The sequence below is a fragment of the Neoluteolibacter marinus genome (genome assembly GCF_014904755.1).
Taxonomy (GTDB): Bacteria; Verrucomicrobiota; Verrucomicrobiia; order Verrucomicrobiales; family Akkermansiaceae; genus Haloferula; species Haloferula marina.
Genome location: NZ_JACZFQ010000097.1, coordinates 14,235 through 29,897, shown reverse-complemented (window position 1 = coordinate 29,897; position 15,663 = coordinate 14,235). Strand labels below are relative to the sequence as shown.

Below are 15,663 nucleotides of genomic sequence, written 5' to 3'. Positions count from 1 at the left end.
CTCACTGCCATGATCGCCAACCGTGAGCAATTCCAGCCCGCCATCGACATCCGCGACCTGCGGGTCGACTACGGGAACTTTGTCGCCGTCGATGACCTGACCTTGAGCGTGCCTCCCGGGGAGGTGTTCGGGCTGGTCGGTCCCAACGGTGCGGGAAAGACCAGCACCTTCCGCGTTCTAACAACCCTGATGGAACCGACCTACGGCGAAGTCCAGCTCGACGGGGTGGACGTGCTGGAGGACATCGAGGCCGCCCGCCGGATCGTCGGTTACATGCCGGACCTGGCGCCGGTGCCGTCGGACCTGAAGGTGGCGGAGTTCCTCGAGTTCCATGCCGCCGCGTATGGCCTCGGCAGCCGGGCGCAGCGGCGGGACCGGGTGGCGGAGTGCCTGGAGGAAGTGGCGCTGACCGACCAGCGCGGCAAGTGGTGCAAGGAACTCTCCCGTGGCCAGACCCAGCGGGTGGTGCTCGCGAAGACGCTGCTGCACCGGCCGCGGGTGCTGATCCTCGACGAGCCGGCCAGCGGATTGGACCCGCTGGCACGACGCGACCTGCGCAATGCCCTGCGCAAGCTGGCCAAGACCGGTGCGACGGTTTTCATCAGCTCCCACATCCTCAGCGAGCTGGCGGAGATGTGCACCTCGCTGTGCGTGATGAACCGCGGCCGCCTGCTCGCCTCGGGAAGCGTCGACCAGGTGCGGGAACAGCTCGGCAACACCGGCCGCACCCTGACCGCGACTTTGTTGAACCGCCTGGAAGAGGGCGCCGCCTGGCTGGAATCCCGCGAGGGCGTCCACGACCTCGAGGTCGCGGGCCAGCAGGTCGTGTTCCGCTTCAATGGCAGCGACGACGACCAGGCCGACCTGATGGAGGGCCTGATCCGCCAGGGAATCCGGCTCCGTTCCTTCGAGGAGAAGCGGTCGTCCTTCGAGGACATCCTGGTGGACGTCGCGGAATCCAACCGACACTCATGAATCCTGCCGAATCCTCCCGCCATCCGGCCTGGAAATTCTGGACCAACCCGATTTTCCGCCGCTACTGCCGCTCCCGCCTCCGTCCCCGCGGGCTCGGGATCTGGGTGCTGATCACGGTCCTGTTCGCCGGTTTCATCGTTTCGATGGCCAGCTCGATCGGCGTGCGGACTCATCTCGACGCGGAAGACGCAGCTCGCGGGGCGATCCTGCCTTTGTTGGTCTTGCAAGGCATCGTGCTGTTCATTTTGGGAACCGCTCAGGTCGCGGGCGGGATGACCGCCGAGCGCGACGAGGGTGTGATCGACTACCAGCGGCTGATCCCGATGACGCCGTTGGCCAAGGTCGTGGGCTACCTGTTCGGGCTGCCGGTGCGCGAGTACGTGATGTTTCTCACGACCCTGCCGTTCACGGCGTGGGCGATGTGGCGCGGCGGGATTTCCTGGCAGGTGTGGCTGCCGCTCTATGGGATCGTGTTCACGTCGACCCTGACCTACCACTTCACCGGTCTTCTGACGGGCACGGTGGTGAAGAACCGGCGCTGGGCGTTCCTAACCTCCATTGGTCTCGTCTTCGCACTCTACACGGTGGTGCCGCAGATGGCGAAGTTCGGGTTGGTCTTCTTCAAATATCTGTCCGTCACGCCGGTGGTCCAGGAGAGCATGCCGAAGCTTTTGCCGAAGACCGCGGGCGCGGCGCTGGAGACGCTCCAGCAGCTGGTCCCGACCGTGAAGTTCTTCGGCCTCGATTTCTCCGAGGCGGTGTTCACCGCCTTCTGCCAGGGCGGCCTGGTCCTGGTGTTCAGCATCATGTTGTGCCGCAAGTGGCGGCGCCACGAGTCGCATCTGTTAGGTAAACTCTGGGCGATCGGGTTCTTCGTCTGGATCCAGTTGCTCCTGTTGGGCAATGCGCTGCCATTGATCGACTCCGGCAGCCTCTTCCCGTCTCGCGCCTTCAACCGGATGATGCGGATCATCCCGGACTGGCAGCCCGACCCGGGCGAGGCGGTGGCGATGTCGGGGATCTTCGGGCTGGTGACGCTGCTGCTGATCTTCCTGCTGGCGACCATCATCACACCCAGTTCCGATCACCAGATTCGCGGCTGGCGGCGGGCACGGAAAGAAGGCGCCAAGGCCCTGCCGCTGCTCTCCGACGCGGCGACCGGCTACTGGGCGGTGGTGTTGATGGCCCTGGCCGGTGCGGGCGGGTGGTTCTGGTTTACCAGTGGCCTGGTGGAGTCGCGGTGGTTCCCCGGCCACGAGGTGCCGTCGCACCTGTTTGTGGCTTTCGCTGCCGTCCTGCTCGCCGCGGGCCTGGGGTTCCAAGCGATGCTCGAGGCGAAGGGCGGCCGCTTCGTCGGGCTGATGGTGATCCTGGTCGGCGTGGTGCCGATCATGGTCGGCGCGGTGTTCGGTTCGCTCAGCAATTCGATGGCCGCGGTGGCCGCCTGGTTGATCGGCATGTCACCGGTCAGCCTGCCGGTCTATGCGTCGATGAGCCTGCTCTCGCTTTCCGACCTGCCGGTGGAAGTCGCGCGGGCGGTGCCGCGGGCCTTCAAGTTCTGGCTCTTCGTCGCGGTCATCGCGGCAGTGCACCGCTCCTACCTGCTGTGGCAGGCCCGCAGGGACATGGCGAGGACCGTGCTGGCGGATCCGGTGGAGTGAGGTGCCTCACGGCCCGGGATCTTCGCCGTTCTTCAGCTTGTCGATCGAACGCTGCCGGCGCTCCGCCAGCAACGCGTGCACGACGGCGATCAGGACCACGAGGCAGATCAACCCTGCGAGCACGTTGAAGCGGGCCGTGGGGTCGCCGCTGGCGACAGAGGTCACGCTGGGCAAAGATCGCAACGCGCCGAGGAAGGCGAGCGCGCCGGCACCCACGATGCCGTGCCACTTCGAGCGCAGCGAGAACAGGCCGCAGATGATCCAGCCGCCGCCGAGGGTCAGGCCGCCCTGCAGCAGGTTGGGGTCGCGCGATTGGTGGAAGGCGATGAAACCGAGGGCGGCGACGAGGGCTCCGGCGGAAAAGATGAGGCTGCGCATGGGGTCGGGCGGAACGTAGGCAGGACCGGCGCGGCGACCGAAGGACTAAATCGCCGCCGATTCCGGACCCAGGGCGCGGACCCAATCGCGCAGTTCGGGGTAGAACTCATGGAAGCCGGCCTCGAAGCGATCCCGGTGCTGTTGCAAGTCCTGCACCGCGTCGGCGACCGGTGCGAAGGCGGGACGCCGGCGGGCGACGCGGTGGAAGACGTCGTCGAGGCCTTCGTCGCTGCCGTAGTGCTCCAGCCAGCGGTCGGTGATCCGTTGCTCGAGCGTGTCGGCGAGCTCCGCGGGCAGGATCGCGCGGTGCTCGCGCAGGGCGGCGTTGCAGGCGTCGATGAATCCGGCGAAGGGCTGGTCGGAAAAGTCGTCCCACTGACGGGTGAGGAAGTGGTCGAAAAGGATGTCGGTGATCACCCCGGCAAAGCGGCGGCGGGGCGGGGCAATGCATTCCTTCAGGCGCAGCGTGATCGGGTGGACGTCGGTGAAGCGGTCGATCGCGCGATGGCGCACGATCCCGTCGAGGACTGCCGCGGGGAAGCGGTCGCGCAGCGATTCCGGCCGGCCGGGCACGAAGTCGCCGAGCAAGTTGCCGACGCGGGAGGCGGCGCTGTTTTCCGCGAGGTGGAGATGGGCGAGGTAGTTCAAGATCCACCGCCAGTCCAACCCGCATGGACGGAAGGTGCAATGCGGGCTTTCCGGCGGTGGCCCCGGGCGGTCAGATTCGCGGCGTGAGCTGCTACTGGTGCAACGGTGAATTCCTCGAGGGCAAGCTGCCGGTTTCCCCCGGTGACCGCGGCTTGACCCACGGGCTCGGCTTGTTCGAGACGATCCTTGCCACGGACGGGCAACCGGTGGAGCTGGCCCGGCACCTGGCGCGAATGGCCGCGGGGGCGGAGCGCTTGGGGTGGCGGCTGGAGCTCGAACAGGTGGAGGGAGCGATGGTGGAACTGCTCGGACGCCGCGGCCTGAACACGGGACGGGCGAGGCTGCGGCTGGCCGTCACGGCCGGGACGGGTGACCTGAGGTCGCTGGAGCTAGGGGACGATCCGCGGCTGTGGATCACCGCGGCGCCGTGCCCGGAACCGCCGGAATCGGTGTCCTTGTGGACCTCGCCTTTTCCCCGCAACGAGAGATCACCGTTGGCGGGGCTGAAATGTGCCTCGTATGCCGAGAATCTGTTCGCACTCGACCAGGCACGCCGTTCCGGGGCGGACGAGGCCTTGTTCTACAACACCCGCGGCGAGCTTTGCGAAGCCGCCACGGCGAACGTGTTTCTGGTCCGCGACGGCTGTTACGCCACGCCGCCGCTGTCGTCCGGATGTTTGCCCGGAACGATGCGGGCGCGGGTGATGGAGCAGCGGGAAGTGGAGGAACGCCCGCTCACGGCCGCCGACCTGGAGGCCGCCGACGAGGTGTTCCTGAGCTCGGCGACGCGCGGGCTGGTGCGGGTGTCGGCGATCGACGGCAAAGCGCGGGCGTAGCGCAACTTTTCAAGTTGCGGCGGAGAAATGGCAGCCTGGGCACGACGTCTGATGGTGATCGGAAAGCGCCGCGGCATGACCGCCAGCCACGCACGCAACGTGCAACGGTGCGCTACTTCGCTTCCAGCGGGGCGACGCCGATCTCAGCGGCGAGTTCGCCGAATTCCGCCAGTTCCGCCGCGGTGAAATGAAGGCCGCCGGCCGCGTCGGAGCGCTTGCGGGCCTCGGCCTCGAATTGACCGGGCACGATGCAGGCTTCGTTGCCATGGCCGAGCACGTCGTCGAGGACCGCCTTGAGGTTTGCCATCTGGTCGCGGCCTTTCGCGAAAGCCCCGCCGGAGATCGCGTCGGGGTGAATGACCTGGAAATAGAAGGAACTGCTGGTCTTTTCGTCCTCCGGCGCCTTGGCCGGGCGGCCGCGCAGGGTCGGCAGGGAACCGCCGATCAGGCTGCCGTAGAGTTCGTTGAGCAGGCACATCGCGTAGCCCTTGTGGGCGCCGAAGGGCAGCAGGGCGGCGACCTCGTTCGGGTCATTGGTCGGCTTGCCGTCCTTGTCGACCGCTGCCCCGTCCGGCAGCAGCTTGCCTTCGCGCTTGAGCGCCTGGACGCGGCCCATGGCGACGGTCGAGGTGGCCCAGTCGCTGACCAGCGGGAAGCCGAGCGCTTCGGTGGTCGGGAAACCCCAGGAGTGCGGGTTGGTGCCGAGGGTGGGGAACTTGCCGCCGAAAGGCACCACCTCCGCCAGGGTCGAGGTGCAGTTGGTGTAGGCGATGTAGCCGCGCTCCGCGGCTTCCATCACGTAGCCGCCGCCCCACAGGTAGTGGAAGGCATTGTCGACGCTGACCTGGCCGATCCCGAACTGGTCGGCGAGCTCGATGCAGCGGTTGATCGCGCGGTAGGCGACGCTCTGGCCGAGCTTGCGGTTACAGTTCCAGGTCTCAGAGCCGGGGAAGCGGGATTTCACCACCTCGATCTCCGCACCGGGAACACAGCCACCGAACGCACTGCCGAACAGGTGGTCGAGGTGCAGGGCCTTGAGGGCGTGGTGGGTGCGGATGCCGTGACGTGCCGCCTCTGCTGCCAGTTTGGTGCCCTCGGCCGCCTCGTCGGCGCTGAAGCCGCGGGATTGGTAGGCGGCGGTCACGAGTTCGTCGTGGGCGGTGCGGGAGACGGTCAGGAAATCGGACATGCAGATAGGAGGCGTTGAGGGAGAACGAGTAGATTGGGATTTGTCGGACAACTCAAGCGGGGATTCAGTCGCTATTCGTCAGCCGCGATCCGGCGCGCCCAAGCTGCGCGATCATCGGGCATCCGGTCAATCCACTCTCCGCGTTGATCGACCGGAATCCTCGACATCGCGGCCCGCAAAAGGTCATTCGATAATGCCCGGAAGGGCAGGTCGGCGATGCGGTCGAGCTGGTTGACTTCGACTTTGTCGACCATGGCGATCATCGCGACCCGCGACATGAATGGATCGGGAATCGTCGTCGCCCAGTCCCAAGCCGCCGCGGGGTTGGCGTTGGACCATTCGCTGGCGAGGTTCCGATAGCCGTTGTGGCTGTTGCCATTGACGGGGAGCAGGTTGATGATCCCGGCACGGTTCTCGAAGTTGCCCTTTCCGGAATGGTCGTAGCCACCGATTTCCCAAGCCATCTGGGTGGTTTCGATCCGGTTCACCTGCGCGAGCAATCTCGCGGCTTCATCGGGTGGGATGAGGCCACTGGCGATCACCCCGGCGAGGGCCTGGGAACGATGGTCAGGGTCGGAAACGCTGAGCGCGGCATCCAAGGCGTCTGTAACATCGGAGAAGGCCAGGGTTTTGAAGCCCTTGGTGGCCCACTCGGACCTACCATGTTGGTCCCTTCGGGGCGGTGTCTCTTTTAGCCAGGCCAGGCACGCGGCGGGATCCTGCTCTGCCCAGAAAGAGAGGGCATACTTCAGGTAGCTGCGGTAGTCGCAGTTCGTCGGCAATGCGGCGAGGCCACGGGTCGCCAAAGCGGGGTCACGCGTGATCCACGAGGTCAGTCCGGTGCTGATGCCGTTGAAATCGCCGCCGCGGGCTGCAAAGGCCAGACCCTGGGCGGTGTCCTGTTCCAAGGCGGCATCGATGACCCCCGCGCGCAGCCGATCACCCAGCGCGGAGTCGGTGATACCCATGACCGCGTCCATGGCAGCTTGCGGGTCGAGCCGGGTCCAGACGGTGAGCAAATCCTCGGCGAAGCGTTCCAACTGATCGCGGTCGCGACTTTCGCGCAGCCATCCCCAGAAGCCCGCGGGGTCGGCCTCCGCCCACAGTTGGGCGGCGAGGCGGGCGTCCCGGGCCGAATGGAGCCGTGCCTCGAAAAACGCGGGCCACTCGGATCGGGTCAGCTTGGCGGCCATCGCCGTGAGCTGTTCCATGCGGGACAGGCCGCTCCCACGGGGCCGCTCCGGCCGCAGGCTGGTCTTGGTCGGTGCGGCGGTGGGATGAGTGGGCGCTGCTGCATTGCCGGGGATTTGCGACCCAATCGCGTAGCCGGAGATGGCGGCAAGCAGGGTGAGGAGACCGCGGTTCATCGGGCGGGGGAGAGGAGATCGTGCAAGGTGTCGCGCTCGTCGTCGGTCAGGTCGAGGCTTTCGAGCAAGCGGAGCGCCGCTTCCTGTCCGATCTCTCGCCGGGATTGCTGCAGTTCGCTTTGGAGACGCTGCCGGCGAAGATCCTCATCGTCCAGCAGCCGGGCGCTCAGGGTGAAGGCGAGATCCGGTGCCACGCGGGTGACGTAGTCCTCCATCGCCATCCAGGCCGGCTGTCGCAGGGAACCTTCCGGGAGCGAACTGACCCAGTCGGTTGCCGCGATCGGGTCCTCTTGCGCCCAGCCAACGCCAAGCACGTTCTCAAGCAGGATCGGATTGAGGTGAGGCAATCCCTCGGGATCCCAGGAGCCCGCGATCAATTCGGCGGCGTCTGCAGGGTGGGTCCGGCCCCATTGCTGCATGAGCTCGGTTGCCTGCTCTCGGGTCATGCCGGCGATCGGCGCATTCTCCGGATTGAACAGCGTGGCGAAAGCTTGCCCGGGATCTGCCAGTGCCGCTTCGCGCATCGCCGGGGTGGGCCGGGAACGCAGGCGTTCCGCCGAAGCGGAGGAGAGCTGGTGGCGGTCGGCGAAGTCCAGCGCGGCCTCCGGATCGCCGGCGGACCATCCTTGGACGATCGCGTCCATCAGGTAGTCGCGCTCCGGCCCGGGCGGCAGGTTGGCGCACTCAAGGCCCGCTTGCTCAAAATCGACGGGGTTCCAGCCGTAAGAGTTGATGGGTGAGGGTGAAGTCCAATCGAGCCGGGCTTCCTTTAATAGCTCATGCAAGGTGGTGACGTCGACGAAGGGGTCTCCACGAAGTGCTGCATCGACGGCTGCGTCCGGCCGCTCCGGGGTCCGGAGGTTTTCGATGGATGATCCGAAGCCACGGAGGTCTAGCCACGTTGCCTCTTTCAGCGCCGCGGCAACTGCGGCGGGATCTGTCTCGGCCCAGGAGCTGAACAAGGAGACCATGCCGGATCGCCCGGGCTCGGTCTTGGGATCCATTTCCCGCAACCATGCCAGCGCGGCCTGAGGGTCTTTTTTCGCCCATCCGCGGGCAACGGCGGCAATTGCCCGCTTCCGGAGGTCCGGCGGCGAGTTGGGAAGGGTGCGGGCGAGTTCCGGTTGCTCCCGCGCCAAACGGGTCAGGGAGCGCTCGAGGTCCTGGTTGGTGGTCGTATTCGGTTTCCACGCCGCAGCCAGATAGTCCGCGAAGTCGGGCCGTGCTTCGTCAAGGGCGTAAAGCGCTCGGGGCACCGCGAACTCGGGACGGGTCGTGGAATCCATCGCGGCATGGGGATCCAGCGTCACCCAGGCATTGAAAAGGGGTAGGTGGTAGCGGGTGTCCTTCGAGGCGACCGCCGCCAGGACTTCGTCCGGGCCGGCCAGGGACATCCACCGGAGAAGGACCGCTTCGGCCGCAATGCCGAACTCTTGCCGGGGATAGGTGGTGAGTTCCTTGAGCAGAGCCTCGCAGCCGGCCGCATCGAGGTTCGCCAGATCTTGGATCCGAGCGGCTGTGGGACCGCCAGGAATGGGCAATTCCGGACTTTTCTGGCCCTCGACGGACGCGGTCGAAGTCGGATCGCTGCTTGGTCCGGGAACCGTGGCCCGCGTCGCGAGACCCAAGGCAAGGCCGCCAACGGCAGCGAGCCACGGTGCCCCTCGGCGGATCTTCGCGGTCCTTCCCATGATGGTGCGGAGTCTTGCCATCGCGGCGTCGGTGTAAATTCCATTTATCGGGCGGTCCGACGGCTTCCGGGGAGGGTCGAGAGTGCCGGGAGGAGTGGGATCCTGTAAAATGGTTCAGAATCCTTAATTTTCACAAAACTCCACAGGTGGTATGTTCTTGCGGATTTTGATACAAGATATGGACGATTTTCGGCGAAGAGCTTTCCGCGGCAAGTTTTTGGGATAGGCTCGCAGGGTCCGGAATCCCTCCCGGGCTGAACCTCTAACCCGCTTCTGTCGCATGTATTTAAAATCGCTTGAGATCCACGGCTTCAAGTCCTTCGCGGACAAGACGAAGTTCGAGTTCCACAAGGGTGTCACCGGGATCGTCGGGCCCAACGGCTGCGGCAAGTCGAACGTCGTCGACGCGATCCGCTGGGTGCTCGGCGAAACCTCCGCCAAGGCGTTGCGCGGCGGGGAAATGGCCGACGTCATCTTCAACGGCACCGAGCGCCGCAAGCCGCTCGGGATGGCCGAGGTGACGCTGACCATGGCCGACTGCGAGGAGTCGCTGAAAGTGGACTACAACGAGGTCTCCCTGACCCGCCGGGTCTTCCGCGACGGCAAGTCGGAGTACCGCATCAACGGCACGCTATGCCGGCTGAAGGACATCCACGACCTGCTGATGGACACCGGGATCGGCCGGACGGCCTATTCGATCATGGCCCAGGGCCAGATCGACCAGATCCTTTCCTCCAAGCCGGAGGAACGCCGGATGGTGTTCGAGGAAGCCGCGGGCATCACCAAGTACAAGCGCGAGAAGAAGGAAGCGCTGCGCAAGCTGGAGTTCACCGAGGCCAACCTGCTGCGCGTCTCGGACGTCATCGCCGAGCAGGAGCGGCGGATGAATTCCCTGAAGCGCCAGGTCGCCAAGGCCCGCCGCTACCAGGCACTGGCAGGCGACGTCCGGATCCTCGACACCCATCTCGGGCACAAGCGCTTCGTCGAGCTGTCGGCGGAATGCGACGAACTCCGCACCTCGATCCGCTCGCTGGAGGCGACGGAAGCCGAACTGGAGCGCCTGATGGAGCCGAAGGAGGAAGCGGTTGCCGACGCCCGCTTGGAAGCGCGCAATTTCGAAGGCGAACTCGCCGACCTCCGCCAGCAGCTCAACTCGCACCGCAACCAGCTTGCCGCGGCCCAGGGCCGGGTGGCCTTCAACGAGGAGCGCAAGGCCGAGCTGGAAGGCCGCATTTCGCAGAACCGCGAGGAAATCGAGACCACCCGCGAGAAGCTCGCCCAGCAGGAGTTCGACGTGGTCGCCGCCAACGAGGCGATGGAGCAGCTCGCCCGCCGGATCGCCGAGCAGGAAATCCAGCTCGCCGACCAGGAAGAGCGCACCCACATCGCCCGGGCGGACCGCGAGCAGATCGAGGCGCAGCTGCGCGAAGCCCGCGCCGAGGCGAACCGGGCGCAGACGATCATCGCTTCCACCCAGGCGAAGATCGAGAGCTCGCTGGCCCAGCTCGAGACCAGCCGCGAGCGCGCCCGCATGCTGGCCGACGAGGAGCAGCGGCTGAACCTTGAGATCGAGGAAGCCCACGCCCAGCGCGACGAGATTTCGAACCTGCTCGACGAGCACGCCGCCCGCACCACCGAGCTGGAAGAGACCTTCCAGAAGGCGGAACGGACCTACCAGCACACCCGCGGGGATCTCGACGCCGCCCGGGCCGCCGCCGCGGAAGCCCACAAGACGCTGACCCAGCGCTCGTCGCGGCTGCAGGTCGTGCGCCAGCTGGTGGCCAGCGGCGAAGGCTTTCAGAAGGGCACCCGCAAGGTGCTCGACGGGCTCGACGATCCCGAGCGCTTCAAGCCCGGCATCCACGGCGTGCTGGCCGGCTTCATCGAGGCCGACCGCTCCTGCGCCCGCGCCATCGAGACGGCGCTCGGCAGCCATCTCCAGGCGGTGTTGGTTTCGGACGAAAAGCTCGCCGACGCCTTGATCTCCCGCCTCACCGAGAAGCGCCTCGGCCAGGCGGCGATCCTGCCGGAGACCTTCGTCGGCCACTCCAACGGCACGCAGATGGAAGCGCTGCCGCAAGGGGCGGTGGCGTGGGCGCTCGACCGCGTGAAGTCCGATGCCCGGGTCTCGCGGGTCATCGAGCGCTTGCTCGAGAAGGTGCTGATCGTGCCGAATTTCGCGACCGCCCTGCGCCTGCGCGCCGACCTTCCCGATGTGACCATGGTCACCCAGGCGGGCGAGCTGCTCGGCGCGGAAGGCATCCTCCACGGCGGCGACGCCGGGGAAGGGAATGTCTCGGTGCTCGAGCTGCAGAACGAAGTGCGCGATCTGGAGACGGAAGTCGCCGCCCTGACCGAGGCCGAGGCGGCCGCGGTGCAGCGGGTGAAGGATCTCGAGGCCCGCATGAAGGAGCTGCAGGAGGAAGTCGAAAGCAGCCGCGAGCGCGTCCAGCGTCACAAGGTGGAGCTTTCCACCCTGCAGGGCCAGCTCACGCTGGCGGCCCGCGAGGTCGAAAGCGTCCAGACCAAGCTCGACAATGTCCGTTGGGAGCGCGGCGAACTGGAAAGCCGCGATCAGGCGGCGCACGACAGCCGCAGCGGCCTGGAGAGCGAGCTGGCAATGGCGCGCGAACGTCTCGAAGGCCACGAGGAAGACCAGCGGCGCCTGCAGTCGCAGGTGGAGGAATCCCAGCGCGACGAGGCCGAACTCAACCAGGCACTCAACGAGCTGAGGACTTCGCTGGCGGTCGAGCGGCAGGCCAAGCAGGCCGCGGAAGCCCAGCAGCAGCCGATGGAGGCGCGGCTGAGCGAGCTGCGTGAACTTTCCATCCGCCGCGAGACCGAGATCGACTCGTTCGTGCAGCGCATTGAAGCCGCCGCCGCGGAGAATGCCCGGCTGTCCGAGGAAGTCGAAACGCACCAGGCCGAGTCCGAGGATCTTGCCGTCGAGATCGAGTCCCGCGCCGGCCGTCGCAACGAATTGCTGGAAGCGATCGACAAGGCCGAGGCTGCCTTGGCCGAGGCCCGCCGTCATTACTCGAAGGCTTCCGAACAGCGTGGCCGCGAGGAGGTGGCGATCACCAAGATCGAGCTGCGGCTCGAGAACCTGGTGAACTCGATCCTCGAGCGGCACCAGGTCGAGCTGGCGAGCTTCGAACCGGATGCCCACGCGCTGCTTTCCTGCATCGCCTCGCAGAAGTCGCAGCAGTCGCGCGGCGGCCGCCAGACCCTGGTCGAAAACGAAGACTCCGAGGAAGAGGAGCAGCCGATCGTGGTGGTCGATGCCACCAAGGACGAGGACGAACTTCCGGTGCTTCCCGGCGAGATGACCGGCGAGCCCGACTGGAGCTTCGTGGAGGCCGTGGTGGGCGATCTCAAGCGCCGCCTCGACTCGATGGGGCCGGTCAATGTCGATGCCATCCAGGAATACGAAGAACTCGAGGAGCGCTTCAACGAGGTCCGCTCGAACTACGACGACCTGGTGAACTCCAAGGCGAACCTGATCGAGGTCATCGAGCGGATCAACGAGGAGACCGAGCGCCGCTTCTCGGAAACCTTCGCGCAGGTGAAACTGAACTTCCGCGACATGTTCAAGGAACTCTTCGGCGAACAGGGCAAGGCCGACCTGATGCTGGTGGACGAAAACGATCCGTTGGAGTCCGGCATCGAGGTGATCGCCAAGCCACCGGGAAAGAAGCTGCAGAGCATCTCGCTCCTTTCCGGTGGCGAGCGCTCGATGACCGCGGTGGCCCTGCTGTTCTCGATCTACATGATCAAGCCGAGCCCGTTCTGCGTGCTCGACGAACTCGACGCGCCGCTCGACGAGTCGAACATCAACCGTTTCGTCAAGGTGCTCGACCGCTTCATCGACAATTCGCAGTTCATCATCGTGACCCACTCCAAGCGGACCATGGCCCGCGCCGACGTGATGTATGGCGTCACCATGGAGGAGTTCGGCGTGTCGAAGCCGGTCGGCATGCGCCTGACCAACTCCGACGACGCCGCGAGCAAGGGCGAGGCGAAATCGGCCGCCCAGAAGGCGGCCTTGCGCTTGGACGCCTGACCAACAGTTCTTCCGACAGAAGAGGGATGGGGGACGGAGGGAAGACCCGGGTGGGTTTGCTTTCCGTCCCCCGATTTTTTGAATGGAGGCCCCGCCGGTCGTGGCAATGATGGGGGATGCCGCTGCGTCCGAACCTGATCCTCCTCGTGGCAGTGTTGCCGTGGATCGCTTGGTCGGCGTGGCAGCCCTACGACCGCACCACCTGGTGGCTGGAGACGGTGCCGGTGTTCATCGGCTTCATCGCGCTGGGGATGGCCGCACGGCGCGGCTGGCGGCTGTCGACCTTCCTGCTGGCCTTCATCGGGATCCACATGGTGATCCTGCTGGTGGGCGGCCACTACACTTATGCGCGGGTGCCGGCGGGGGATTGGGTGAAGGGGCTGCTCGGCACGGAGCGGAACCACTACGACCGGCTCGGGCACCTGTTCCAAGGTATCGTGCCGGCGATGCTGAGCCGTGAAATCTTCATCCGCAACGGCGTCTTCGCCCGGCGCGGCTGGCTGAATTTCACCGCGCTGTCGGTGACGCTGGCGTTCAGCGCTTGCTACGAGCTCATCGAATGGGCGGCGGCGTTGGTATCGGCGGAGGCGTCCGAATCGTTCCTCGGCACCCAGGGCGATCCATGGGACACGCAGACGGACATGTTCCTGGCCGGGATCGGGGGACTGGTTTCCCTGCTCGTCTTGCGGCCTTTCCACGACCGTTCGATGGCGGCCTTGGGAAAGTGATCATTCCTGTCATCGCATCGCGTGTTGCGAAATGTGGGAATTGCTCCATTCGTAAGCTGATCGTCTTATGAAAAAGCTAATCACAGCCCTTGCCGCGGGAGCGGCGCTCGTCTTCACCGCCACCGCCGAAACGGAGGAAGGCTTCACCTCGCTCTTCGACGGCAAAACCCTCGACGGCTGGAAGGTCGCCGGGAACAAGGAGGCCTTCCGCATCGAGGACGGCGCGATCCGTGCCCAGGGAGGCTGCTCCCATGCCTTCTACGTCGGCAAGGTGAACGACGCGAAGTTCGACAACTTCGAGCTGAGGATGGACGTGATGACCAAGGAGCACTCCAACGGCGGAATCTTCATCCACAGCGAGTGGCAGGACGAGGGCTGGCCGGGCAAGGGCTACGAGGTGCAGGTCAACAACACCCAGTCGGACTGGCGCAAGTCGGGAGGCCTCTATGCGGTGGTCGATAACAAGGAGCCCTTCGAGGACAACACCTGGATGAAGTACGTGATCCGCGTCGATGACGGCAAGATCACCATCAGCGTGAACGGCAAGGAACTGGTCGATTACACGCCGGAGGCGGACAAGAGCAAGCTGCAGAAGGGCGGCGGGGCGATCGCGCTGCAGGCCCACGATCCGGACAGCATCACCTTCTACAAGAACATCCGGATCAAGACCCTCGAGTAGTCAGCAGATCATCTTTTCACGCAACAATTGCGATTTCCGGACACGAAAACACCGGCCCTTCGTGAGAGGGGCCGGTGTTGTGTCGAGAGCCTGTCGCTTACGGGCGGGTGCCGTTTTGCGAAGTGGTGCCGTTGGTGACGGGAAAGGAGATGGCGGTTGGAACTGACATTGGTTTCGAGGTTTCAAAGGCAGGTTTTTCCTGCAGCTGATACCGAAACACTAGGGTCGGAAGGGGCTGTTCCGCAATACGATGACGGGAAGGTGCTTTGCGGTTTTGCGAAGGCGCCCGGGGCCTATTTTGAGTGCGATTTCCGGAACTCACCGGGGGTGATTCCGGTCTGCCGGCGGAACAAATGACTGAGCCGTTCGGCATGGCCGAAGCCCAATTGATCGGCGATGTGGGCCAGGGTGAAGTCGGTCTGGGTGAGGAAGCGCTGGATCGCTTCGACCAGTGTTTGGCTCAACCATTGGCGCGGGGTTTTTCCGGTGGCGACCTTCACCCGCTGTTCCAGCAGGCGCCGCGACACGTGGCAGTCGCGGGCGAGATCCTCGATGGTCAAGAGCCCCGGTTGCTGGCGCCGCAACAGCTCGAGGAATCGGCGGACGACGGGGTCCTCGATGGCGTCCAGGGCGGTCGATTGCCGCACGACCAGGCCCTTCGGCGGGACGAGGCGCTCGAGCTGGATTTCCTTCGGCCGCTTGCCCGCCATCATCTCGCCCAGCCAGGTAGCGGTCAGGAAGCCCATCCGGCCGATGTCGGGGTCGATGCTGGAAAGCGGGATGCGTGAGGTGCTGGAGAACACCGGATCATTGTCGACCCCCAGCACCGCGAGGTCTTCCGGGACGGAGATGCCCTGTTCGATGGCCGTCTGGACGGCCCGGAAGGCGACCTCATCCCAGGCGCAGAAGAGCGCGCAGGGCTTCGGCAGCGACGCGATGAAGGCTTCGTTGCCGCGATACATCGACTCGTAGGTCCGGTCCTTGCGCTCGGGGGTGTGGTGGCTCAAGGGCTTGTGCCCGCGGGCGGCGAGCGCCTCGGTGAAGCCGATCTCGCGCTCGAGCGAAACGTTGTGGTCGCTGTAGCCGAGGAAGGCGAAGTGGCGGTGGCCCTTGCCGATGAAGTGCTCCGCGGCCAGCCGGCCGACCGCGCGGTGATTGCTGTCGATGAACAGGTGCTCGCCCTTGTCGTCCGAAACCGTGGCTTGCAGGTCGATCACCGGGATGCCGCGCTTGGCCAGCTTCCTGGAAAAGCGTTGGTCGGGACTGGAGGTGATCACGCCGTCGCCCTCGAAGTCCTCGAGCCATTCCGGCTCGCCGGCGGTCTTGCCGCGGTATTCGAAATGGATCTGCCAGTCATGGAGCCGGCCGAAGCGGGCGATGCCCCGGATCAGGTTGCGACCGTATTCGGTGGAGGTTTCGATGATGACGGCAACGTGACGCACGATGGA

General features: G+C 65.6%; 12 protein-coding genes. 6 read left to right on the top strand and 6 right to left on the bottom strand.

The window, feature by feature from the left end; translation table 11 throughout:
• Positions 1-9 precede the first annotated feature (9 nt).
• Together IG178_RS18720 and IG178_RS18715 are read left to right on the top strand one after the other, a co-directional pair.
• A complete protein-coding gene (locus IG178_RS18720; protein ID WP_193214108.1) occupies positions 10-975 on the top strand; it encodes an ABC transporter ATP-binding protein in 966 nt (321 codons plus the stop codon).
• The gene (locus IG178_RS18715) at positions 972-2,636 is read left to right on the top strand and encodes a hypothetical protein (protein WP_193214107.1); all 1,665 of its coding nucleotides are present in this window, start codon (positions 972-974) and stop codon (positions 2,634-2,636) included. The genes IG178_RS18720 and IG178_RS18715 overlap by 4 nt, the downstream gene beginning before the upstream one ends.
• Before the next feature lie 6 nt (positions 2,637-2,642).
• Here the strand turns inward: IG178_RS18715 and IG178_RS18710 are convergent, their stop codons facing one another.
• Both IG178_RS18710 and IG178_RS18705 read right to left on the bottom strand, forming a co-directional pair.
• On the bottom strand, positions 2,643-3,014 hold the full coding sequence (locus IG178_RS18710) for a hypothetical protein (RefSeq protein WP_193214106.1): 372 nt from the start codon (positions 3,012-3,014) through the stop codon (positions 2,643-2,645).
• Positions 3,015-3,059: 45 nt separating this feature from the next.
• The gene (locus tag IG178_RS18705) at positions 3,060-3,662 is read right to left on the bottom strand and encodes an acyl carrier protein phosphodiesterase (RefSeq protein WP_193214105.1); all 603 of its coding nucleotides are present in this window, start codon (positions 3,660-3,662) and stop codon (positions 3,060-3,062) included.
• A gap of 83 nt (positions 3,663-3,745) precedes the next feature.
• Between IG178_RS18705 and IG178_RS18700 the strand changes: the two genes are divergently transcribed.
• Positions 3,746-4,498 carry an aminotransferase class IV gene (locus tag IG178_RS18700; RefSeq protein WP_193214104.1) on the top strand — a complete coding sequence of 251 codons (753 nt, stop codon included), beginning with the start codon at positions 3,746-3,748 and terminating at the stop codon, positions 4,496-4,498.
• A gap of 112 nt (positions 4,499-4,610) precedes the next feature.
• On the opposite strand, the gene IG178_RS18695 is transcribed toward IG178_RS18700, so the two are convergent.
• From IG178_RS18695 to IG178_RS18685, 3 genes are all read right to left on the bottom strand, one after another.
• Positions 4,611-5,687, bottom strand: a complete 1,077-nt coding sequence (locus IG178_RS18695; RefSeq protein ID WP_193214103.1) for an Ldh family oxidoreductase — start codon at positions 5,685-5,687, stop codon at positions 4,611-4,613.
• Between the two features lie 71 nt (positions 5,688-5,758).
• The gene (locus IG178_RS18690) at positions 5,759-7,054 is read right to left on the bottom strand and encodes a hypothetical protein (RefSeq protein ID WP_193214102.1); all 1,296 of its coding nucleotides are present in this window, start codon (positions 7,052-7,054) and stop codon (positions 5,759-5,761) included.
• Positions 7,051-8,448, bottom strand: coding sequence for a hypothetical protein (locus IG178_RS18685; RefSeq protein WP_226895586.1), 1,398 nt, complete (start codon positions 8,446-8,448; stop codon positions 7,051-7,053). Before IG178_RS18685 ends, IG178_RS18690 begins: the two co-directional genes overlap by 4 nt.
• Positions 8,449-9,025: 577 nt before the next feature.
• On the opposite strand from IG178_RS18685, the gene smc reads away from it, so the two are divergent.
• From smc to IG178_RS18670, 3 genes are all read left to right on the top strand, one after another.
• Positions 9,026-12,808, top strand: coding sequence for a chromosome segregation protein SMC (gene smc, locus IG178_RS18680; protein WP_193214100.1), 3,783 nt, complete (start codon positions 9,026-9,028; stop codon positions 12,806-12,808).
• A 116-nt stretch (positions 12,809-12,924) separates the two neighbouring features.
• Positions 12,925-13,536: a DUF2238 domain-containing protein gene (locus IG178_RS18675; protein WP_226895585.1), complete on the top strand. Its 612-nt coding sequence runs from the start codon at positions 12,925-12,927 to the stop codon at positions 13,534-13,536.
• A 67-nt stretch (positions 13,537-13,603) separates the two neighbouring features.
• On the top strand, positions 13,604-14,215 hold the full coding sequence (locus IG178_RS18670; protein ID WP_193214099.1) for a 3-keto-disaccharide hydrolase: 612 nt from the start codon (positions 13,604-13,606) through the stop codon (positions 14,213-14,215).
• 293 nt (positions 14,216-14,508) lie between these two features.
• On the opposite strand, the gene IG178_RS18665 is transcribed toward IG178_RS18670, so the two are convergent.
• Positions 14,509-15,657 carry a substrate-binding domain-containing protein gene (locus tag IG178_RS18665; RefSeq protein ID WP_193214098.1) on the bottom strand — a complete coding sequence of 383 codons (1,149 nt, stop codon included), beginning with the start codon at positions 15,655-15,657 and terminating at the stop codon, positions 14,509-14,511.
• Between the last annotated feature and the right edge of the window lie 6 nt (positions 15,658-15,663).